Raw genomic sequence first — 20,098 nt, 5'->3', positions numbered from 1 at the left:
CATTTATTCTCCAAGGTTTTCCTTGCTGTAGTGCTTATACTTGCTAGATTCCGAGCTTACCACACTATCCAACATCCATTTGTAGCCATTATCATTATCATAAGTAAGATAATATATAGCTACCATGTCTACAGTCTTTTCTTCTCCATCATTATAGGTGATTTTTCCATAAACATACTTAATATTTTTATACCCAGCCTTTGATAGTATTTCATCTTCTTTATAAGTTTTTGCCTCATCTCCAGTGATTTCATGATTGTTATCCCACCAGAAAATACCTCTACGTCCTTCTATTTCAGCTCCAGCCAAGGAAGCTACAATCATCTCTCTAGTTAAGTCACCTACAGATACATCCTCTATTTTAGGCTCACTATTGCTATTGTAAGTTAGTTTTGTCAGAGATACATCAAATACATAATCTACACTTAGGATGGTTTTAAGGCTACCAGCTAGGTTTTCTTTTTTTATAGATACATAAAGCTGATTTTTATCATCACTTAAAGCTTTGGACTGTATACTAGTTGACTGGGTAAACTTATCGTTTACCAAAAAAGTCTGACCACCAAAAATAGAATCATGCTTTACATTTTGCCGCTGACCTTTACTCTTAACTTCCTTGAGTATAGCTTCCTCCGATAGTTTTTCTGACAAGCTAATTTCAAGGGATTCTTCGTTAAGGCTAACCCCCTCATCAATTATCCATTTTTCGTCCACAAAGCTAAAACTACTATTAACCCTTCCTTTAGCAGCTAGCACTCCGCCATCCACTGATACTGACAGTAATATATTTTCTTTTCCTTCCTCAAATTGAGGCTTTCTCTCAACTATTTCAATGCTTGTCACCATTGAATCTGAAAGAGATATTTGTTGCCCTAAAAGAGTGATATTTTTCTTTTTCAATTCTTCTAGTAAAGCGGCTTCTTCCATGCCTGCTACAGGCTTTACAATAATATCTTTCTTAAGAGCTACCGGATCCAACAACTGCCACTTCCTATTATCATCCTTCTTGTAAGATAATTGAAACACTCCAGAAACTTCTATCTTACCATCGTTAAGAGTGGCATTCAAATCTATGTACTCAACCTTTTCTTCATCATTATAAACTCTTTCTCCAATAGAAATACTTTTTATATATTCTTCCTTAACCTGAAAATTTGTACCCTTTGGTAACAATATAATTCTTCCAAGGATATCTTTCTGTATCTGTACCTCATCTACCTTCTGATTTAATAGATAGCTGCTACCAATATATATCACTAAAGCTAAAACCATAACTGTTAATGAAGATATAATTACAATTTTATTTGTAAAAAATCTTTTTATGGCTTGAAGCTTACTTTTTTTATCTTTCTTTCTCTTTTTTTTGTTAATCTTTAGCATTTCATCAGTTATTGGAGGCATTCTTAAAGTATCGTGGATGTTTCCAACAAAGCCTTCTGACTCTGCGGCAGTTTCCTCAACTCCCTTTTCTTCTTGGACCTTCTCATTGGATTCAAAGTTATCCCCTAAAGAATTTTCTAAGGAGGGCTTTTCTTCATAAATATCCTTTTCTAAGTCTTCTTTAGCATTTACATTTACAAGCTGCATACCAATTTCACAACCACAGTATGGACAAAACTTGAGCCCCTCTATGTAATTAAACTCATTATTGCAATTGCTACAGATCATTTTGGCCCCTCCACAACTTATTGATATTAATTTAGCCCTAAAGTTAACTATATATACTTACTATTACATAATCCTATTATATTATCAAATAGATTTTTCAACAATATGAAATGTATGCAAGGGGCACTTTCAGAAGTTCAAAAAAGAAAAAAGCTTTGGATAAAATCCAAAGCTTGTTTTGGAGCTGGCAATAGGAATCGAACCTACAACCTGCTGATTACAAGTCAGCTGCTCTACCGTTGAGCCATGCCAGCATATGGCGACCCAGAAGGGGCTCGAACCCTCGACCTCCGGCGTGACAGGCCGGCACTCTAACCAACTGAGCCACTGGGCCATATTGTGTGGTGGGCACAACAGGGCTCGAACCTGTGACCCTCTGCTTGTAAGGCAGATGCTCTCCCAGCTGAGCTATGCGCCCACACTAAGTGACTCCTAGGGGAATCGAACCCCTGTTACCACCGTGAAAGGGTGGTGTCTTAACCGCTTGACCAAGGAGCCATAAAAGGAATATATGAACAAAGTATCCAGTATAAAAAACCTTCATCTACTTTGAGTCAAATTAATGGCGACCCAGAAGGGACTCGAACCCTCGACCTCCGGCGTGACAGGCCGGCACTCTAACCAACTGAGCCACTGGGCCATAATGTGGTGGGCACAACAGGGCTCGAACCTGTGACCCTCTGCTTGTAAGGCAGATGCTCTCCCAGCTGAGCTATGCGCCCACATTAAGATGACTCCTAGGGGAATCGAACCCCTGTTACCACCGTGAAAGGGTGGTGTCTTAACCGCTTGACCAAGGAGCCATATCCTTCTGTCGGTACCGCTCCGCGGACCCGACATAGAATATAATACAAGAAATCCTTTATAGTGTCAACAACTTTTTTTATTTTTTATTTTTATTTTTTTAATCGACTTAATTCTACTAAAGCACACCCCTCTATTGCTACTATACTATTTTCTCTGCAATAGCTGATTATTTCTTCACTTTCAGCCCCTGGCTGGATTAATATTTTATCTATTCCAAGCTCCTTTGCTTCCTCAACTACCTTTATGCCTACCTTGGGATTTATACACAAATCTAAAACATCTATCTTATAAGGTACCTCTTTGAGACTTGGATATACTCCCTCCTGAGAGAGTCCTGGTTTCATACCACTAACCTTATAACCTGCTTCCTCCAGTCTTCTTTTAATTTTATAGGCATACTTTTCTTCATTAACTACATCTCCAGCCACTACCCAATTGTTGTATTTCATAAAAGTTGATGCATCCATTTCATTCATCCTTTCCTAATTCATTATTTATCTCTAATAAAAAGTCTTTTAAATTTAATACTCTAGACTGTCCTAATATTAGTAGAGCACTATTATAAATCTTTTTATCCTCTGTCACTAAAATGTAATTATCGAATTTTTTACATAAGGCAATAAGTTTAAAGTCATTGGCAGAAAGCTTATTTTCATTTATATAGTATATATTTTTCCTTGGATCTCTTTTTGCAACATCTAAACTTTCAAGTTCCTGTTCACTTATGTTATTGTCAATTTCAATAATATGATTAAGAAGTTTTAAAAACTTTTCCGTAAGCACCGGTACTCCGTTAATTGATTTATACTCCTTAACAGACAATTCCCCTGCTATATTTTTAGATATCTTATAATCTATGCCTTTAGCTGCATCGATTTTATCTAATAGGTCTGGATTACTTTCCCACAACCTTATAACTATATTGCTATCCAAAAGATATTCTTTAACCAACATAACAAAACTCTCCTTCTACAGCTATTTTAGCATAGATATCCTCTTTTGAAACTTACTGGTATATAAATCTTAGATATCTATAAAGTTTAACCATATATCTTATAGTATGTACAATTAAATTATATTGATAAACAAAATCCAAATCTAATCTTTCATTAGTGTTTTATGCTTAAAGCTGTTAAAATAAAGGTAATAGTTATTTATTATAGGATGTGATTATATGAAAATCGCTTTGGCACAGCTTGATATTATTTGGGAAGATAAAATATCTAATAAATTAAAATGTGAAAAACTTGCTCAACAGACCTCTGAAGCTAAGGTAGATTTGCTTCTATTCCCTGAAATGACTCTTACCGGTTTCACTATGAATGTAGCTAGCATGGGCGAAGATAAAAATGGTGATACAACCTTATGGTTTCAAGAGCTTGCTAAGAAATATAAAGTAACTATTGGCTTTGGTGTTATTGAGAAAAACCTTGAAAAGGATAAAGGGAAAAATAATTATATACTTGTAGACCATGAAGGCAAGCTTCTAAGTTGCTATAGTAAAATACATCCTTTCTCCTTTGGAGAGGAATCTATCCATTACCAAGGAGGTTCTAGTCTTTCTTTAATAAATTATAAGCAATGGATTCTTTCTACTTTTATATGCTATGATTTAAGATTTCCAGAAATTTTTCAGGCCGCTTCTAGAAAAGCCTCCCTCATTACCATTGCAGCAAACTGGCCCAAAGAGCGAATAGCCCATTGGGAAGTTTTATTAAAGGCTAGAGCCATAGAAAACCAATGTTATATTGCTGCAGTTAATAGAACAGGCTTAGGCAACGGAATAAAATACTCTGGCTCTTCCATGGTTATAGACCCTTTAGGTAATGTTATTTCCCATGGCGGCAGTGAAGAAGGGATAATATTAAGTGAAATTAACATAGAAAATGTCTATAATATAAGAGAAAACTTTAAATTAAAGGAAGATAGACGTGAAGATTTATATAAAAACTTTTACTAAAACGGAGTTGATTAATATTGAAACATAAAATATTGATAATTGGTGCCGGTGCTGCCGGTATTACCGCTGCTATCACCGCTAAAGATTATGGTATAGATGTAGCTATTATAGAAGGCAACGATAGAGTAGGAAAAAAGATTTTAACCACTGGCAATGGAAGATGTAATATCACAAACAAAACAATTGATGATACCCTTAAAAGATATGAGGCTTCAAAAAATAATGGAGATACACCTTGTAAAGTACCTTATCACAGTAGCAACAAAGACTTTTTCATATCAGTGTTAAGAGCCTTCACTGTAGAAGATACAATTAACTTCTTTTCTATGCTAGGTCTACCTCTTACTACTCTAGAAGGAGGTAAAATGTATCCTCTATCTTTGCAAGCTTCTTCAGTACTAGATATATTACGTATGGCTTTAGAGGAAAGAGAAATTCCTGTGTATTGTGGAAATAAAGTGGTTGAAATCCAGTGCCATAAATTCGGTTATAGGGTTAAAACTAAAACTGCAGAAGGAGAAGAGTTATATAGCTGTGAGAAGTTAATTATTTGCGCTGGAGGTAAATCCGCTGCTGCCACCGGTTCCGATGGTTCTGGCTATGCTTTGGCCAGATCTTTAGGTCATTCCATCATCACTCCCCTACCAGCCTTAGTACAGCTAAAATTGGATTATAAAAACTTAAAGGCTTTATCTGGCATAAAGTTTAACGGTGTTGCAGATATATTAGTGGATGGAGAAATTCTTAGAAGTGAATTTGGTGAAATACTTTTTACAGACTACGGCATATCCGGACCACCCATTTTGCAATTAAGCCGGATAGCATCCACTAGTTTAAACCAAGGAAAAAAGGTTGAAATTAGAGTTAATATGATGCCAGACACCGATGCTGAAGACCTAGATAACTTTTTAGAAAATCATAAGGCAATGTTTGGTCATAGAAGTATGGTTTCTGCCTTTATCGGGATAATAAACAAAAAACTTATACCTATACTTTTAAAAGAAGGGGGAATTGACAATATTCATAAACCTCTTTGGGATCTTAGCTGGAAAGAAAAGAAGGCCATAATAGAGCTTCTTCAAAGCTGGACTTTCCCTGTTATAGGAACGAACTCCTTTACCAACGCTCAAGTTACTGCTGGTGGAATAGATACTAGAGAAGTAAATCCAGAAACCTTAGAGTCAAAATTACATAAAAACTTATACTTTGCAGGAGAAATATTAGATGTAGACGGAGATTGTGGAGGCTTTAATCTTCAATGGGCCTGGAGTTCAGGAACCATAGCTGGTCGAAGCTGTGCTATGAAATAGAATAGTAAGTTTTTATAGTACAAATAAGACTGCTTTTGCATATTGTAAAGAGAAAGGCATTGACATGTAGGAAAATAAATATCACCGAAATTTACAAGGAGGCAGTCTTTTTATGTTTATTTCCAACCCTTTTGATAACTATTATTGTCCCTATATCAATAATTATATGTATAGATCAGATTCACCAAGCAATCAACTTTCCATACGAAGCAAGGATATTAAAAGCAGTAATGAAAAAATAAAAGAGGATTTAAGGATCCCTGTAATTCAAGGTGCTATAGCTCCAAATATTCTACAGTTTATTAACTCTAATATTAATAATGATATAATGGAATTCAAAAGGCAAATGGAAGAAGCAGCAGAGGAAAATGCTGAAAGAGCTGAAAAAAATAATCAACCAATAAATCCTTACCGTATATCTAACATCTACGTGGTAACATACAATAAGAATAATATTTTAAGTCTTTCTCTCATATACGAACAGATTATTAACGGTAGAACCTATTATACGAGAACTACCTATAACTATGATATCCAAAGCGGAAGATCCCTTTCCGTATTAGACTTGTTTAAACCAGGAATTAACGCAAAGTCCTTAATTAACACAGAAATTATGAAGGAACTGGGCACCAATCCTCAAAAGTATTTTCCTGGAGCAATAAATAGCTTTAAAGGCATTGCGGATGATCAGCCTTTTTATATAGATGATACAGATTTAGTGCTATTTTTCCGCTTTAATGAAATTGCCCCAGCAGGCACAGATATTCCTACTATAAGAATACTCTTAGCAAAATTTAAAGATTCTTTAAAGCCACAATTGTTAAGATGGCAACCATAAGCAAAGCCGGTTAAGACCTTACAAGACCTTAACCGGCTTTGTTAATATATCAAATTACTTATCCCACAATATCACTTGTCACCTGTTATTTCCCAGTTTGTTTCTATTAGCGCTAATATATTTCCTTCTCTATCTTCTATACTATGGTTACACAAAACAGTGTTGCCCTTGCGTATAATCTGAGCCTTAGAGCTTACCGTGTCTCCATACCGGGTTTCCTTTTGATAAGTTATTTTTATTCTATTTATCTTATAATTTAATACAATATCAAGAGGTAATACCTCTATAGCCCAGGAAGCATATTTAGAATTGTTAACATGCTTATTAGTATCTATATCACTGTATCTAACATTAAAGACCTTTTCTTCCTGCATAAGTTCTGGAGCTGAGATATCCTCTATTTCAAACATATCCTTACAATCATCATCTATACCATAGGACTTATAAATCTCCTTCTCTATTCTAACCGGTCTTCTTTTTTCTGTATTAATCAAGAACCAAATAGATTTAGCCTCAGCAATTAAAGCTCCCTCTTCATTAAATACTTCAAAGATTCTGTAGGCATAAAATCTTCTAAAGCCATAGGGCATTGTTTTAATTTTTATTTTATCTCCATACTTAGGATAGCTATATATTTGTATATCCCATTTATATAAAACCCAGCCTAAATTATTAGAAGAAAGATAATCTATCCCTACTCCTAAATCTTCACTTTGGCAGGTAGCCACATCCCCAAGAAAGTCTATCAGGCTACATACCTTCATTTGTCTTCTAAAGTCAACCTCATAATAATGTATTTCATATTCCTTAATTAAAACTTCCTTTTCCATAGTCTACTTAAGGCCACAGGCCTCAAACTACACCTCCTTCTAATTTAAGATATTTCGCCTAAAAACTATAATATTGAATAGCAAAAAACCCTGAATAATATTTCAGGGTTCTTGTGTTAAAATTACTTGTTTAGAGCTGCAAGAAGATCCTCTACGTCCATTCCATGAACCATAGCAGCCTGTTCAATAGTTTCAGCCTGTGATGCAGGACAACCTACGCAACCCATGCCAAAGTCCATGAGTATATCAATTTTATCTGGATAGTTTCTAACTACTTCTCCAATGGTAGTATCCTTAGTAATCATAGCCATCAACCTTTCTATTAGGATTTTGACAAGCAATAATATTTCTTAATTACTATGTCTTACAAATATTATAACTAACTGAATTTATAAATACAATATAAAAAGTGTCAACTTTAATTGCTAAAAAGCCTTACAAAAAGCACTATTTTTTAATTTTCTGCATCCATCTTTGGCGGAGCCACAAATCTGTTTATTATTATGGCTACTATTATGCCAATGAAGGTATCAAGAAGTCTGTTAAGACTATAATACAAAGGATCTCTATTGCTGTCATTTAGCATAATAGAAATAAAAACCACACAAGCTATAGATACTGCACCTTTCCAATTTAGCAAGTTACATACGTATATTATTACCATAACACCTAAGCTAAGCAAAACAACATTACCATGACATATCAAGACAAAAACATATCCTATTATCGCTCCTACAGAGGTGCCTAACATACGGTTTTTACCTGCCTTAAAAGATCCTTCCACGGAGCTTTGCATAGCTATTACTGCTGCTATGGCGGAATAGAAAGGATATTCTAGCTTCATTGCCCTAGAAATAACTACACATACAAAGACTGCTAGTCCAGTTTTTATATTTCTCATTCCTATATTGAACCTCATTTATATTTCTCCTTATAAAGTTCTATATTATTAAATCCTCTTCTCCTTGATGCGCCAGCTTTTTTTCTTTTCCTACTTTAAATTATATGGTATCATAATACTGTATATCTGTTAAATGGAATAGCAAATTTATCATAAAAATATATTTTTTGCGCTAATACTATGGTTTATGCCTACATATTTTAAACTCACATTAATAGGAGGTGAATACCGATCTTATATCGGTAAATAAATGAATATACCCAATATTCTTACTCTATTCAGACTCTTTCTAATTCCAGTTTTTGTGCTATTCTTCTTTTCATCTATAGACAATAACCTTGTAATTGCTATTTCAATATTTCTACTAGCAGGCGCTACAGATGTATTAGATGGATACATAGCAAGAAAGTATAATTTAGTAACAAAATGGGGCATGGTCATAGATCCCTTAGCTGATAAATTAATGCTATTAACGGTTTTAATATGCCTTTCTATAAAAGGCTATATCCCATTATTAATAGTAATATTAGTTGCTATGAAAGATTCCCTTATGATAATCTCCGGTTTATTTTTATTTAAAAAAGATACCGTCATCCCTGCAAACATCTTTGGAAAGGCATCAACTTTTCTTTTTTATTTGTCTATTTTTATTTTACCCATAAATAAACCCATAGCCAACATTGCCATAAAGATAGCTGTTGTTAGTGCTTTTGTCGCATTAATAAACTATAGCATAATTTATTTAAAAAATAGAAAGCTAGAAAGCAAGACTTCATAGCAAAACTATCTTGAAAGGAGACAAGTGATGACAATTTATGAAGAGTCTTTAAACTATCACGAAAGAAAAAGAGGAAAAATAGAAATAGTGTCTAGAGCAGAAGTTAATAACTCAAAGGATCTAAGTTTAGCTTACACTCCTGGAGTTGCTCAACCTTGTTTGGAGATTGAAAAAAATCCTGATTTAGCCTATACCTACACTAGAAGATGGAATACTATTGCCGTAGTTTCCGATGGTACAGCAGTTTTAGGCCTAGGTGATATTGGCCCCTTAGCTTCTCTTCCTGTTATGGAAGGTAAAGCAGTTCTCTTTAAAACCTTTGGTGATGTGGATGCTTTCCCTATAATTATAAACTCTAAAGATCCAGATGAAATTGTTAATACTATCGCCAACATCTCTTTATCCTTTGGTGGAATAAACCTAGAAGATATATCCGCTCCTAGATGTTTCGAAATTGAAAGAAAATTAAAAGAAAGAGTTGATATACCTGTATTCCATGATGATCAACACGGTACTGCCGTTGTAACTCTAGCAGCTCTTATAAATGCCTTAAAAATTGTGAAGAAAGACCTTAAAGATATAAAAATAGTAATGAATGGCGCTGGTTCTGCTGGAGTGGCTATAACAAAATTACTACTATCCTCTGGAGTTAAAAATATAATAATGTGTGATAGAAAAGGCGCAATACATAAAGGAATGGAACTTGCCAATGAGTCTAAGGCAGAAATAGCTCAAATCACCAACCCTGATGGATTAACTGGTTCCTTAGCAGATGTTATAAAGGATGCAGATGTATTTATCGGTGTTTCCGCTCCTAACACTGTTACTGAAGACATGGTTAGAAGCATGAATAAAGATGCCATCATATTTGCCATGGCAAATCCAACTCCAGAAATCTTCCCTGAAGATGCTAAAAAAGCTGGTGCAAGAATTGTAGGTACAGGCCGTTCTGATTTTCCTAATCAGATAAATAATGTACTAGCCTTCCCTGGCATTTTTAGAGGTGCTTTAGATGTAAGAGCTAGGGACATAAATGAAGAAATGAAAATTGCTGCAGCCTATGCCATAGCAAACTCCATAAGCGAAGAAGAATTAACTGAAGATTATATCATCCCTAAAGCCTTTGATATGAAGGTTCAAAAAGCAGTGGCTAAGGCTGTTAGTGAAGCTGCTATAAAAGACGGCGTCGCTAGAATTTAACAAAAATTATATCACCTAAAGAAAAAGGAAGGAGCCTCATCAAAAACTCCTTCCTTTATATTTTTAAAATATATTGTCATGGATTGTTTAAAGTAATTTCATAAGCATTTTAACCAGCTTATGGATGTTATACTTAAAAGGTGGATACAGCATGGAGGCCGTATTAATAGCTCCCTGCTTTAGTACTGAACGTTCATGAGTAAAGGCCATAAAACCATGATATCCATGGGTCTTTCCTATACCACTGTTGTTAAAGCCACCAAAGGGCAAGTTGACATTGCTTACATGGAGTATTACATTATTAATACATACATCTCCAGATTCAGTGTTATTTAATATTTCCTTTATTGCTCTCTTATCCTTTCCAAATATATACAAAGCTAAAGGCTTAGGCTTAGATTTTATATAATCATAAACTTCCTTAATATCCTCATATGCTATAATAGGAAGCACTGGCCCAAAAATCTCTTCCTCCATAATCTTTGAATCCGGGGCCACCTTTGTTAGCAAAGTTGGTGTAATAAGATTCAAAGTCTCATCATAGTCACCACCGCAAGATATTACCGCTCCTTTGCTTAGAGCCTCTTCTATAAGAGCTTTAATTCTTTCAAAATGCCTTCTATTAATAATACTGCTATATTTTAAGCCTTCTTTTTCCTTCATATCACCATAAAACTTATTTATATGTTTCTTAGCATGTTGTATAAATTCCTCTTCTTTGCCCTTAGGTATAAATAAATAATCGGGAGCCACACAGATTTGACCACCATTTAAGGTCTTCCCCCATATTATCTTTCGAGCTGCTTCCTCTAAGTCTGCAGAAGGATCAATTATTACAGGTGACTTTCCCCCAAGCTCCAAAGTAACGGTAGCTAAGTTTTTAGCCGCTGCCGCCATAACCTTTTTCCCAACAGCGGGGCTTCCTGTGAAAAATATATTATCAAATGGAAGTTCTAAAAGCTTTTCTGCTATTCTATAATCCCCTTCAAAAACCGCTACTTCTTTCTCATGAAACACTTGTGAAACTATTTTTTTAATTACCTCAGTGGTATTTGGACTAAATTCCGAAGGCTTTAATATAACACAATTTCCCGCCGCCACTGCATAAATTAAAGGATCTATAGCCAGTTGAAAGGGGAAATTCCAAGGGGATAATATTAGGGATACACCCCTAGACTCCCTTCTTATATAACTTTTAGAAGTAAAATAACCTAAAGGCGTGCTGACTCTTTTAGCCTTCATCCAAGCATTTAACTTCTTTAAAGTATGCCTTATGCTAGATATTAGTGGAACTATCTCCGTAACTAAAACCTCTTCGTTAGGTTTTCTAAAATCCTTATAAATAGCCTCTGCTATAATTTCACTATTATCTAATATTACAGCCATTAACTTCTTCAGCTTATCTTTTCTTTCCCTTGCAGTTGTTTGTCTTAATTGATGCTTGTACTCTTGCTGCAACTTAAATACTCTATTAATTTCATCCAATTGTGCTTGAAAATTTGCTTCCATAATGGCTAAACCTCCTAAATTAAATAAACTAATTTCATTTTTAACTGCTGATAAGCTATATAGAGAAAAAAGCTAACTAAATAGTTAGCTTTTTTACTAAATATATTAGATTCTAAAAGGTCTTAAAATCCTTCACAGGGAACAATCTGACAAATACTTTTCCTTCAACTTGCTCCAAGCTAACAGAGCCAAAGGTTCTACTATCTTTACTATTTTCTCGATTATCACCCATTACAAAAATATATCCTTCTGGTACCGTGAACTTCTCTTTATCGGACATAAATATGCCTGGTTCTGTTATTGTACCTTCTGCTAAATAATTCTCCTGAAGCTCTTCACCGTTAAGATAAACTTTGTCGTCCTTTATCTCTACCTCATCGCCTGCTACAGCTATTATTCTTTTGATGTATATATCATTTTTAGCGTCAAGAGAATCAAAAATTATAATATCCCCTCTTTTGTAATCCTTATTAATTTTACTTAGTCTATTAACAAACAATACATCATTATTGTGGAGAGTAGGATACATAGAATCCCCATCAACATCTGCTCTAGCTATAACAAAGGTCTTAAGAAGAAGAGCTATTACAACACAAATTACAATAGATATGGCATACTCCTTAATGGTTTTTTCTATGGGCTTATTACTTTCTTCTACAAGATTTTCTTCCTCTAGTAACTCTAATTCATCATCTTTACTGCCCTTATTAATATTCATGCCGAATCACCTGCTCACTTTATTCATATAAATTTAGTTTAATCCTATAATTTGCCCTTGTCAATTTAATCAACAATATCTATTCATTAGATAGGTTTATGCCATAAAATATCTCTGTCATTTCCCTATTTAGTTTTTCAATAATTACTTTCCTTTCCTCTTCCATTAAGTCTTCTTCTTTTATTTCAAAAAGATAATTTGGTAAGTCTATTTCCTTAACCTTCATTCTAGTGTGAAAAATATTAGACTGAAATACATTCATATCTATTAAATCATATCTATTAATCGTATCTTGAGAAATAAAATCTTGGATGGAACTTATTTCATGGTCAATAAAATGCTTATATCCATCTATATCTCTTGTAAATCCTCTAACCTTATAATCAATAGTTATAATATCCGAATCAAAACTATCTATTAAAAAACCTAAAGCCTTAATCGGCGATATAGTTCCACAGGTTGAAACATCTATATCTACCCTAAAAGTGCAAATATTGTTTTGTGGATGACTTTCCGGGTAGGTGTGTACCGTAACATGACTTTTGTCCAAATGCCCCACTATATTATTTCTAATTGGTGTAAGTATTCCTCTGTTGCAAGATGGGTCCACAACATATAAGGGCACCTCTTCTTCAGAAATTAATAAACTTACACTAGCTCCCTGAGGATCATAATCCTGTTTTGCTATATTCAGTACATTAGCTCCAATAATTTCAGTAACTTTAGTTAATATATTGGTGAGCCTTTGTGCATTATATTGCTCATCAATATATTCTATATACTTTTTACGATCCTCATCGGTTTTGGTGTAACATATGTCATAGATATTAAAACTTAAAGATTTGGTTAAATTGTTGAATCCATACAACTTTAATTTGTTTGATCTTATTCTCTCCAATTACCCATTCCTCTCTTCTAATATATTTTTGTTAAAATATTGGTTTCAGTCCAATTTTTATTATACAATTTACAATGAATTATGCAAGAAGAAATAGTTTATTGTAGGTTGGAAATTATAATAAGAGAACACAAAATAAATTTAATCTACTAAATCTATAGAATAGGGGTGAAACTATGGACTGGTATAAAGACTTTAGGCTAGTAGAAGACAATGGCCAATACACTGTAATAATCAACCTAAATCCTGAATTTACAGAGTTCTCAGGAGAATTAGGTTCAAGCCTCAAGGAAAAAGTTCTAAATCTAGATGACCAAATCAGAAAATTGGTAAAGGAGAAGTTTTCTAACATAAAGATAAATACCGTAAAGCTCCTTTTAGGCTCCATGATAGTGGCATCTATACCCTTTGCTTCTAATGCTGTTACCGCTAAGACAGCAACAGGAACTTCTAGCAGTAGCCAGCAAAGCGCCACTACTAAAGGTACCGTAACTGCTAGCAAATTAAATGTTAGAAGCGGTCCTGGCACTAACTACGATAGTATACACACCCTATGGCAAGGAAACGTTGTAACGGTTCTTGAACAATCTAACGGCTGGTATAAAATTCAACTTTCCAATGGAAAAACCGGCTGGGTAAGTGGCACCTATCTTCAAGTTTCCGGTACAGAAAATCCTGTAAAAAGCCTTTCTAATACTGGAACTGTCACTGCTAGCAAGCTTAATGTGCGCTCTGGTCCAGATACAAGTTATTCTATAATCCATACTCTATGGCAAGGAAATACTATTAAAGTTATTGGAGAATCTAATGGATGGTACAAGATTCAACTTTCCAATGGTACTACTGGTTGGGTAAGCGGTACCTATCTTAAACTTGGAGCTTCTACTGCTACGCCAACGCCTACTCCTAGTGCCCCAACAGCTACTAGCCGTGCAGAAAAAATTAATACCATTATTTCTACCGCAAAATCTTTGGTTGGTACACCCTATGTTTGGGGTGGAGAATCCTTACAAGAAGGTGGATTCGACTGTTCTGGATTAACCTATTATGTATTTAAAAAAGTAGGTATAACTCTTAATCGTGTATCTGCTGATCAAGCAAAACAAGGTACCACTGTTTCAAGGGCAAATTTGCAGCCAGGAGATTTAGTCTTTTACTCCTTCCAAGGTACTTCTAAGGTAGATCATGTAGGCATATATATAGGAAATAACAAGATGATTCACAGCCCAAAGGCTGGTGATACAGTTAAAATCACAGATATATCCACCTCCTATTGGGAAAGCAGACTTGTTGTAGCTAAAAGAATACTATAATCACATCAAAAAATAGTTTGGTTTTTCTCAGCTCCGCTGAGAAAAACCTCTTTAAAGCTTATGCATAATTAATTTTTATTTAAAGAAGCCTTAGTTTTTATATAACTATTTATCCTATCTCTAATTTTATTAACTTTACTAAAATCCATAGCGCTAACAAAGTATTGTTCTAGGGTATCATTTAACTCCTTAGCACTTAACAAGGCTGCTGTTCCTTCCTTAATTCTTTTCTTGTACCTTTTCTTAATATCATCAAGTTTAGAAGCATATTTTTCATCTGTTCCTGAAGTTACAACGATTTCATACATATCTACAACCTCATCGCTTTCTCTGCTAGGAAAATACTCATGAGGTGAGGTACTATCAAAGATAACTATATCTAATTCCCTAAAAAGCACCATGTCTAAACTCAATGGATCAAAACCGCAATGATATACCTCTACATCAAAACCTCTCTTTTCTGCCTGGGCTACTAACTTCTTAAGTAGAGAAGATTTTCCTGTACCAGGACGTCCTTTTATGAAATATCTTTTTCCTATTTGTTCTGTAATATTTGGTACGAAATCTACGGAGCCTTTAGGTGTTGCAGCTCCTAAAAATCGATGTTTCACTACCGCTTCTTTCTTTAATCTTTTGCCCGCAAAAAACTTCTCAATAAGCTCTTCAGCTATAGCATTAGCCTTAGAAAATTCCATATTTTCTATATAAACTTCTTCCCACTCATCATGTATTTTTAAAGCTTCAGCAAATTTACTGTATGCTAGTTCATAGTTAGCTTCGATTTCTTCCGTAAGTTCAATAAGTTCATCCTTATGCTTCTCTAGCTTACTAGAATCCAATGCTTCACTAATATCAATATATTGCTCAATAACTCCTGGAAGCTTAGCCTTTATATTATCCGGTTCCTTCCCGTTTATTACTGCTACCTTTAACTTGGGAATAATAATACCATCTATTAAATCATTATCTCTAGGACAATTTATTATTTCCACATCGTAATCCTTATCAATCCATTCCTCAGCCAAACTCTTCATAAGAGTAGACTTACTTTTTCCTGAAGCCCCCTTTAATATAAATATTCTATCTAAGCCCTGCAAATTTGTCTCGTACAAGTTGTAAAATCCTCGAGAAGTATTACCTTCTGCATAATAGTTTAAAACCTTTCCGGGCATCTTATTACACTCCTTATGGAACATTAACTGCTTTACTCACATAATCAGCATATGCGATTATATACAAATTTGTGCAAAGGGCGTTTTATTTGCTTAATAAGGCAAATAAAACGCCACTTTTACTCTAAGCTTTAATTATTAAGTTAAAATTCTTTAAATAATTCTCTTTTCACACCACAAACTGGGCACTTATCAACGTTGGCACCAATCTCAGTGTAACCACAAACTGGACATACATAGATTTTTTCGCTGCCAATATCCTTTCCATTTCTTGCAGCATCTTGTGCATCCTTGAACATTTTAGCATGAATTTTTTCTGCTTCTAAAGCATAACGGAAGGCCTTTTCAGCATCCTTTTCATTTTGGAATTTAGCTGATTCCAAATATACAGGATACATCTGTTCAACTTCATGGAGCTCACCATCTATGGCACCTTGTAAGTTTTCTACTATATTAGTGTTTCCAAATTCAGCTCCTGCTACAACAGTAGCAGCTCCTACTTGCTCTTTTAATACATTAAAGTGATTTTTAGCATGAGCCCATTCTGCATAAGCAATTCCTCTAAATAATCTTGCTATATTAGGATATCCATCCTTTTCAGCAGCATCACCCCATATAAGATATCTCATATGAGCCATACTTTCTCCACCATAAGCTGAACGAAGAAAGTCTGCTGTCATTGCATTGTTAACTCCCATACATAACACATCCCTTTCTCAGTGAATTCCATTTATTATTATTATGCAATTCTATTTTCATTATTCAGTAATTTCATAAAAAGTCTGGAGTTAACATAGTACTTCCTTTAATAAATATTTTTACTAAAGTATCGGTCACCTCTATCCGGTAATACTGTAACAATATTTCCACTATCTATGGTCTGAGCTAACTTTAAAGCTGCTGCTATTGCCGCTCCTGAGGAGCTACCTACAATAAGTCCTTCTTTCAAGGCTAGTAACTTAACCATAGCAAAAGCCTCGTCATCCCTAACCTTTATAACCTTATCAACCAAAGACATATCCATAGTCTTTGGTATAAAGTTGTTACCAATACCCTCTATATTATAACAAGCCTCTATTCCTCCACCCATAGTTGAACCTTCTGGATCCGCTAAAACTCCTATAATTTCTTCTTTCCGCTCTCTAAAATATCTCATTACACCGGTATAGGTTCCACCACTACCGGCACCGGCCACAAAATAATGGATTTGACCTTCTAAGGCATCAAATATTTCCGGTCCGGTAGTTTCATAATGTGCCTTAGGATTAGCCTCATTTTCAAACTGTTCCATAGATATAGAATTCTTAATAGAGGCTAACAATTCCCTAGCCTTTTCCACTGCTCCTAGCATACCCTTTTCCCTAGGAGTATTAACTATCTTTACCCCTAAAGCTCTCATTATAGCTTGCTTTTCTACAGAAAACTTTTCTGGTACTACACAAATCATATTGTATCCCTTATTAAGGGCTGCATATGCAATGCCAATTCCAGTATTACCTGCAGTAGCTTCTACTATAGTAAAGCCTGGCTTTAGTTTACCTTCCTTTTCAGCTTTCTCTATCATATAAAGACCTATTCTGTCCTTTACACTACCACCTGGATTATGATTTTCCATCTTGGCAAAGAGATTAACTCCAGCCTTTATCCCTATATTATTTAATTTTAGTAGAGGTGTTTTTCCAATAAGTTCCCTAATATCATTAATATATTCCATCAGTACCTCCCTCTTTACTAAAGTAATTTTCTACTCTTGTGCCTTCTTAATAGCCCTATCAATATCCTCAATTAAATCCTCAACATTTTCTATTCCAACGGATAATCTTATCAAGTTATCTACTATACCCACCTTTTTTCTTATTTCAGGAGGTATAGATGCATGAGTCATAGTGGCAGGATGACTAACTAAGGACTCCACTCCCCCTAAGCTTTCACCGAAGGTTATAAGTTCAAGGCTCTCAATAAATTTCTTATAGCTATACCCTTCCTTTAGTACAAAGGCCATCATAGACCCAAAGCCCTTAGCTTGTTTACTCTGCACCTCATATCCAGGATGGTCTTCAAAGCCTGGATAATATACCTTTTCAACTTCTTCTCTACTTCTCAAATATTCTGCTACTGCTTTAGCGTTTGAATTGTGTCTATCTATTCTCACTGCCAAGGTCTTTATCCCTCTAATCACTAAAAAAGAATCAAAGGGAGACAACACTCCTCCAGTAGCATTTTGTATAAAATGAAGTCTTTCTGCTAAGTCCTTAGAATTTACCACCGCTAAACCAGAAATAGTATCGCTATGGCCTCCAAGATACTTAGTGCCGCTGTGAACAACAATATCTGCTCCTAGTTCAATAGGTTTTTGCAAATAAGGAGTCATAAAGGTGTTATCTACTATAGTAAGCAAATTATATTCCTTAGCCAGCTTGGACACTTCTTCTATGTCCGTTATATCTAATAATGGATTTGTTGGCGTTTCAATATATATAGCTTTAACATTGCCATCTATGGCTTCCTTTATCTCCTCTAACTTTGAAGTATTAACAATGGCATAATCTATATTAAAGTTTTTAAATACCTTATCTATTACCCTAAAGCTGCCACCATATATATTGTTTGATATAAGGAGCTTATCTCCCGCTTTAAATAAGGAAAGCACTGCAGTAATAGCAGCCATACCAGAAGCAAAGGCAAAACCTGCATATCCCCCTTCCAACTGAGCAATAAGCTCTTCCAAAGCCTTTCTAGTAGGATTACCAGTTCTTGAATATTCGTAGCCCTTATTAACCCCCATAGCAGGCTGCTTATAGGTTGAGGTTTGATAAATTGGTACATTCACCGCTCCTGTACTCTCATCTCCATCAATACCACCATGAATTAATAATGATTCTATTTTCATTTATCTTCCTCCCAATCTCTTTAATATAATACTTTAAATTCAAAACCTAAGATATAAATTAAGCTAGCTTAGTTTCTAGCAAGCTACAGCTTTTTCACAGCTGTAGCTATAAAAATGCCAGTTTCCGTATATTGGCCTTTACTAGAATATCCCTTGCATCTTAGATCAGTGTTCTCAATTTCAATATTTTTAAAACCGGCTTCCTTAAGCCATTGAAATATTTGATCATTAGAAAAACCTAGCCATTCATCAAACATTTCTTCCCTAGCCCATTGTCCATCATGTTCCATTACATCAGAAATAACCACTATGCCCTCTTCCTTTATTACCCTATACATTTCTTTAATAGCCTTCCAGGGCTCCTTAATATGATGAAGGGCCATATTTATAAAGGTGCCATCTAGTGATTCATCAAACAAAGGCAAATTGTCTAAAGAGGATTTTATAGGATATATATTTTTTACCTTTTCCTTTAAGCTTGTTTTCTTTAGCTCCTTCAGCATATTAACAGAGTTATCTATAGAGAAAACTAAACTAGCCTCCCTTGCTAGAGCTAAAGATACAAATCCAGTACCACAGCCTAAATCTGCCACCACCTTATCCCTTAGGTCATAAATTGAAAGCAGCTTGTATTTAAGTCTTTCTTCAAAATATTCACTTCTAATAACATTCCACTTAGCTGCTATAGAATCAAAATATTGTACTGAATTCATAAACCTTTTCCTCCTTATAATTTTTTAAACAAAAAACTTCTGTCCTCTAAACATAGAGGCAGAAGTTTATTCCGCGGTTCCACTCTAATTATCCCATAGTCTTTAGGCTACAGGATATCTCCTTTACATCGGTACATGGGATTTCTTTATATTGGATTATCTAGAAATCCTTCTTATACCTTAACGCTATAACAGGCGTACCTGCTGCTGTCTACTAGAGAATACTACTCTTTCGAAGCAGTGCTCAAAGATGCATTCACAGAAGTTCCACTTAAAATCCCTTTCAGCCAATGAGGATTTCTCTCTGTTAGCTTTCCTTCTGCTACTATTTCTTATCAAAGCATTTATATATCCCTACTATTCCAATAAGATTTGTATATTTATATATTAATATAGTATTCTGTCTCCTCAATTTTGTCAACAACATATTTTACTAGTTTTCATCATTTATACTCCTTATTATTACTTATTAAATCCTACTATTAATTTAAATTTTTTCCTGATATAATTAATATGTATTTACTAATAATTCTTATCTATTAATACATCAAGTAATGATAATTATTGTTTTGCATTTATATAAACTTGAATTC

At 34.6% G+C, this 20,098-nt stretch carries 20 protein-coding genes, 7 tRNA genes and 1 other annotated feature; of the genes, 6 read left to right on the top strand and 21 right to left on the bottom strand.

Annotated elements, in window-relative coordinates:
- Positions 1 to 3 precede the first annotated feature (3 nt).
- The 10 genes from N3C_RS11330 to N3C_RS11285 all read right to left on the bottom strand — a co-directional run bounded on the left by N3C_RS11330 (position 4) and on the right by N3C_RS11285 (position 3,429).
- Positions 4 to 1,668: a hypothetical protein gene (locus N3C_RS11330; protein ID WP_074366140.1), complete on the bottom strand. Its 1,665-nt coding sequence runs from the start codon at positions 1,666 to 1,668 to the stop codon at positions 4 to 6.
- Positions 1,669 to 1,847: 179 nt separating this feature from the next.
- Positions 1,848 to 1,922, bottom strand: a tRNA-Thr gene (locus N3C_RS11325).
- 3 nt (positions 1,923 to 1,925) lie between these two features.
- Positions 1,926 to 2,002, bottom strand: a tRNA-Asp gene (locus tag N3C_RS11320).
- A gap of 8 nt (positions 2,003 to 2,010) precedes the next feature.
- Positions 2,011 to 2,086, bottom strand: a tRNA-Val gene (locus N3C_RS11315).
- An 8-nt stretch (positions 2,087 to 2,094) separates the two neighbouring features.
- Positions 2,095 to 2,166, bottom strand: a tRNA-Glu gene (locus N3C_RS11310).
- A 65-nt stretch (positions 2,167 to 2,231) separates the two neighbouring features.
- Positions 2,232 to 2,308, bottom strand: a tRNA-Asp gene (locus N3C_RS11305).
- 6 nt (positions 2,309 to 2,314) lie between these two features.
- Positions 2,315 to 2,390, bottom strand: a tRNA-Val gene (locus N3C_RS11300).
- A gap of 9 nt (positions 2,391 to 2,399) precedes the next feature.
- Positions 2,400 to 2,471: transfer RNA gene (locus tag N3C_RS11295), tRNA-Glu, on the bottom strand.
- Positions 2,472 to 2,564: 93 nt separating this feature from the next.
- Complete coding sequence (locus N3C_RS11290; RefSeq protein ID WP_074366139.1) at positions 2,565 to 2,942, bottom strand: CoA-binding protein; 378 nt, start codon at positions 2,940 to 2,942, stop codon at positions 2,565 to 2,567.
- A gap of 1 nt (position 2,943) precedes the next feature.
- Positions 2,944 to 3,429 carry a PIN domain-containing protein gene (locus N3C_RS11285; RefSeq protein WP_074366138.1) on the bottom strand — a complete coding sequence of 162 codons (486 nt, stop codon included), beginning with the start codon at positions 3,427 to 3,429 and terminating at the stop codon, positions 2,944 to 2,946.
- 220 nt (positions 3,430 to 3,649) lie between these two features.
- Here N3C_RS11285 and N3C_RS11280 point away from each other — a divergent pair, with 220 nt between their 5' ends.
- The 3 genes from N3C_RS11280 to N3C_RS11270 all read left to right on the top strand — a co-directional run bounded on the left by N3C_RS11280 (position 3,650) and on the right by N3C_RS11270 (position 6,583).
- Positions 3,650 to 4,435: a carbon-nitrogen family hydrolase gene (locus tag N3C_RS11280; RefSeq protein ID WP_074366137.1), complete on the top strand. Its 786-nt coding sequence runs from the start codon at positions 3,650 to 3,652 to the stop codon at positions 4,433 to 4,435.
- 17 nt (positions 4,436 to 4,452) lie between these two features.
- Positions 4,453 to 5,745, top strand: a complete 1,293-nt coding sequence (locus N3C_RS11275; RefSeq protein WP_074366136.1) for a BaiN/RdsA family NAD(P)/FAD-dependent oxidoreductase — start codon at positions 4,453 to 4,455, stop codon at positions 5,743 to 5,745.
- Between the two features lie 112 nt (positions 5,746 to 5,857).
- Positions 5,858 to 6,583, top strand: coding sequence for a DUF4163 domain-containing protein (locus tag N3C_RS11270; RefSeq protein ID WP_074366135.1), 726 nt, complete (start codon positions 5,858 to 5,860; stop codon positions 6,581 to 6,583).
- Between the two features lie 71 nt (positions 6,584 to 6,654).
- On the opposite strand, the gene N3C_RS11265 is transcribed toward N3C_RS11270, so the two are convergent.
- The 3 genes from N3C_RS11265 to N3C_RS11255 all read right to left on the bottom strand — a co-directional run bounded on the left by N3C_RS11265 (position 6,655) and on the right by N3C_RS11255 (position 8,332).
- A complete protein-coding gene (locus N3C_RS11265; RefSeq protein ID WP_074366134.1) occupies positions 6,655 to 7,413 on the bottom strand; it encodes an acyl-[acyl-carrier-protein] thioesterase in 759 nt (252 codons plus the stop codon).
- A 122-nt stretch (positions 7,414 to 7,535) separates the two neighbouring features.
- Complete coding sequence (locus N3C_RS11260; RefSeq protein ID WP_074366133.1) at positions 7,536 to 7,718, bottom strand: DUF1858 domain-containing protein; 183 nt, start codon at positions 7,716 to 7,718, stop codon at positions 7,536 to 7,538.
- Positions 7,719 to 7,867: 149 nt separating this feature from the next.
- A complete protein-coding gene (locus tag N3C_RS11255) occupies positions 7,868 to 8,332 on the bottom strand; it encodes an FUSC family protein (RefSeq protein ID WP_074366132.1) in 465 nt (154 codons plus the stop codon).
- 232 nt (positions 8,333 to 8,564) lie between these two features.
- Between N3C_RS11255 and pgsA the strand changes: the two genes are divergently transcribed.
- Together pgsA and N3C_RS11245 are read left to right on the top strand one after the other, a co-directional pair.
- Positions 8,565 to 9,092, top strand: a complete 528-nt coding sequence (gene pgsA / locus N3C_RS11250) for a CDP-diacylglycerol--glycerol-3-phosphate 3-phosphatidyltransferase (protein WP_074366131.1) — start codon at positions 8,565 to 8,567, stop codon at positions 9,090 to 9,092.
- A 27-nt stretch (positions 9,093 to 9,119) separates the two neighbouring features.
- Positions 9,120 to 10,292: an NAD(P)-dependent malic enzyme gene (locus N3C_RS11245; protein WP_074366130.1), complete on the top strand. Its 1,173-nt coding sequence runs from the start codon at positions 9,120 to 9,122 to the stop codon at positions 10,290 to 10,292.
- A gap of 87 nt (positions 10,293 to 10,379) precedes the next feature.
- On the opposite strand, the gene N3C_RS11240 is transcribed toward N3C_RS11245, so the two are convergent.
- The 3 genes from N3C_RS11240 to speD form a co-directional block, all read right to left on the bottom strand.
- Positions 10,380 to 11,801 (bottom strand): aldehyde dehydrogenase family protein, encoded by a 1,422-nt coding sequence (locus tag N3C_RS11240; RefSeq protein ID WP_074366129.1) that lies wholly within the window; start codon positions 11,799 to 11,801, stop codon positions 10,380 to 10,382.
- Between the two features lie 112 nt (positions 11,802 to 11,913).
- The gene (gene lepB, locus N3C_RS11235; RefSeq protein WP_074366128.1) at positions 11,914 to 12,519 is read right to left on the bottom strand and encodes a signal peptidase I; all 606 of its coding nucleotides are present in this window, start codon (positions 12,517 to 12,519) and stop codon (positions 11,914 to 11,916) included.
- Between the two features lie 79 nt (positions 12,520 to 12,598).
- Complete coding sequence (gene speD, locus N3C_RS11230; protein ID WP_074366154.1) at positions 12,599 to 13,408, bottom strand: adenosylmethionine decarboxylase; 810 nt, start codon at positions 13,406 to 13,408, stop codon at positions 12,599 to 12,601.
- Between the two features lie 185 nt (positions 13,409 to 13,593).
- Between speD and N3C_RS11225 the strand changes: the two genes are divergently transcribed.
- Complete coding sequence (locus N3C_RS11225) at positions 13,594 to 14,730, top strand: C40 family peptidase (RefSeq protein ID WP_074366127.1); 1,137 nt, start codon at positions 13,594 to 13,596, stop codon at positions 14,728 to 14,730.
- A 68-nt stretch (positions 14,731 to 14,798) separates the two neighbouring features.
- Here the strand turns inward: N3C_RS11225 and N3C_RS11220 are convergent, their stop codons facing one another.
- The 5 genes from N3C_RS11220 to N3C_RS11200 all read right to left on the bottom strand — a co-directional run bounded on the left by N3C_RS11220 (position 14,799) and on the right by N3C_RS11200 (position 19,505).
- A complete protein-coding gene (locus N3C_RS11220) occupies positions 14,799 to 15,902 on the bottom strand; it encodes a PRK06851 family protein (RefSeq protein ID WP_074366126.1) in 1,104 nt (367 codons plus the stop codon).
- Between the two features lie 143 nt (positions 15,903 to 16,045).
- Entirely contained in the window at positions 16,046 to 16,600 is a 555-nt protein-coding gene (locus N3C_RS11215) for a rubrerythrin family protein (protein WP_074366125.1), read from the bottom strand.
- A gap of 107 nt (positions 16,601 to 16,707) precedes the next feature.
- Positions 16,708 to 17,616 carry a PLP-dependent cysteine synthase family protein gene (locus N3C_RS11210; RefSeq protein WP_074366124.1) on the bottom strand — a complete coding sequence of 303 codons (909 nt, stop codon included), beginning with the start codon at positions 17,614 to 17,616 and terminating at the stop codon, positions 16,708 to 16,710.
- Between the two features lie 30 nt (positions 17,617 to 17,646).
- Entirely contained in the window at positions 17,647 to 18,792 is a 1,146-nt protein-coding gene (locus N3C_RS11205; RefSeq protein ID WP_074366123.1) for a trans-sulfuration enzyme family protein, read from the bottom strand.
- An 83-nt stretch (positions 18,793 to 18,875) separates the two neighbouring features.
- On the bottom strand, positions 18,876 to 19,505 hold the full coding sequence (locus N3C_RS11200) for a class I SAM-dependent methyltransferase (protein WP_074366122.1): 630 nt from the start codon (positions 19,503 to 19,505) through the stop codon (positions 18,876 to 18,878).
- 51 nt (positions 19,506 to 19,556) lie between these two features.
- Positions 19,557 to 19,853 (bottom strand) — a binding site (T-box leader).
- Between the last annotated feature and the right edge of the window lie 245 nt (positions 19,854 to 20,098).

It is taken from the genome of Clostridium sp. N3C, assembly GCF_900095445.1.
GTDB lineage: Bacteria > Bacillota > Clostridia > Clostridiales > Clostridiaceae > Clostridium_AU.
The sequence above is the reverse complement of the archived record's forward strand: the minus strand, read 5'-3'. Positions and strand labels throughout refer to the sequence as shown.

Bases quoted from the DNA above. Each gene is read 5' to 3' on its own strand.
- pgsA (WP_074366131.1), top strand. From the start codon at position 8,565: ATGAATATACCCAATATTCTTACTCTATTCAGACTCTTTCTAATTCCA.
- N3C_RS11270 (WP_074366135.1), top strand. From the start codon at position 5,858: ATGTTTATTTCCAACCCTTTTGATAACTATTATTGTCCCTATATCAAT.
- N3C_RS11255 (WP_074366132.1), bottom strand. From the start codon at position 8,332: ATGAGGTTCAATATAGGAATGAGAAATATAAAAACTGGACTAGCAGTC.
- N3C_RS11280 (WP_074366137.1), top strand. From the start codon at position 3,650: ATGAAAATCGCTTTGGCACAGCTTGATATTATTTGGGAAGATAAAATA.
- N3C_RS11200 (WP_074366122.1), bottom strand. From the start codon at position 19,505: ATGAATTCAGTACAATATTTTGATTCTATAGCAGCTAAGTGGAATGTT.
- N3C_RS11205 (WP_074366123.1), bottom strand. From the start codon at position 18,792: ATGAAAATAGAATCATTATTAATTCATGGTGGTATTGATGGAGATGAG.
- N3C_RS11210 (WP_074366124.1), bottom strand. From the start codon at position 17,616: ATGGAATATATTAATGATATTAGGGAACTTATTGGAAAAACACCTCTA.
- N3C_RS11330 (WP_074366140.1), bottom strand. From the start codon at position 1,668: ATGATCTGTAGCAATTGCAATAATGAGTTTAATTACATAGAGGGGCTC.
- lepB (WP_074366128.1), bottom strand. From the start codon at position 12,519: ATGAATATTAATAAGGGCAGTAAAGATGATGAATTAGAGTTACTAGAG.
- N3C_RS11215 (WP_074366125.1), bottom strand. From the start codon at position 16,600: ATGGGAGTTAACAATGCAATGACAGCAGACTTTCTTCGTTCAGCTTAT.
- N3C_RS11225 (WP_074366127.1), top strand. From the start codon at position 13,594: ATGGACTGGTATAAAGACTTTAGGCTAGTAGAAGACAATGGCCAATAC.
- N3C_RS11290 (WP_074366139.1), bottom strand. From the start codon at position 2,942: ATGGATGCATCAACTTTTATGAAATACAACAATTGGGTAGTGGCTGGA.
- N3C_RS11260 (WP_074366133.1), bottom strand. From the start codon at position 7,718: ATGATTACTAAGGATACTACCATTGGAGAAGTAGTTAGAAACTATCCA.
- N3C_RS11220 (WP_074366126.1), bottom strand. From the start codon at position 15,902: ATGCCCGGAAAGGTTTTAAACTATTATGCAGAAGGTAATACTTCTCGA.
- N3C_RS11265 (WP_074366134.1), bottom strand. From the start codon at position 7,413: ATGGAAAAGGAAGTTTTAATTAAGGAATATGAAATACATTATTATGAG.
- N3C_RS11285 (WP_074366138.1), bottom strand. From the start codon at position 3,429: ATGTTGGTTAAAGAATATCTTTTGGATAGCAATATAGTTATAAGGTTG.
- N3C_RS11245 (WP_074366130.1), top strand. From the start codon at position 9,120: ATGACAATTTATGAAGAGTCTTTAAACTATCACGAAAGAAAAAGAGGA.
- N3C_RS11240 (WP_074366129.1), bottom strand. From the start codon at position 11,801: ATGGAAGCAAATTTTCAAGCACAATTGGATGAAATTAATAGAGTATTT.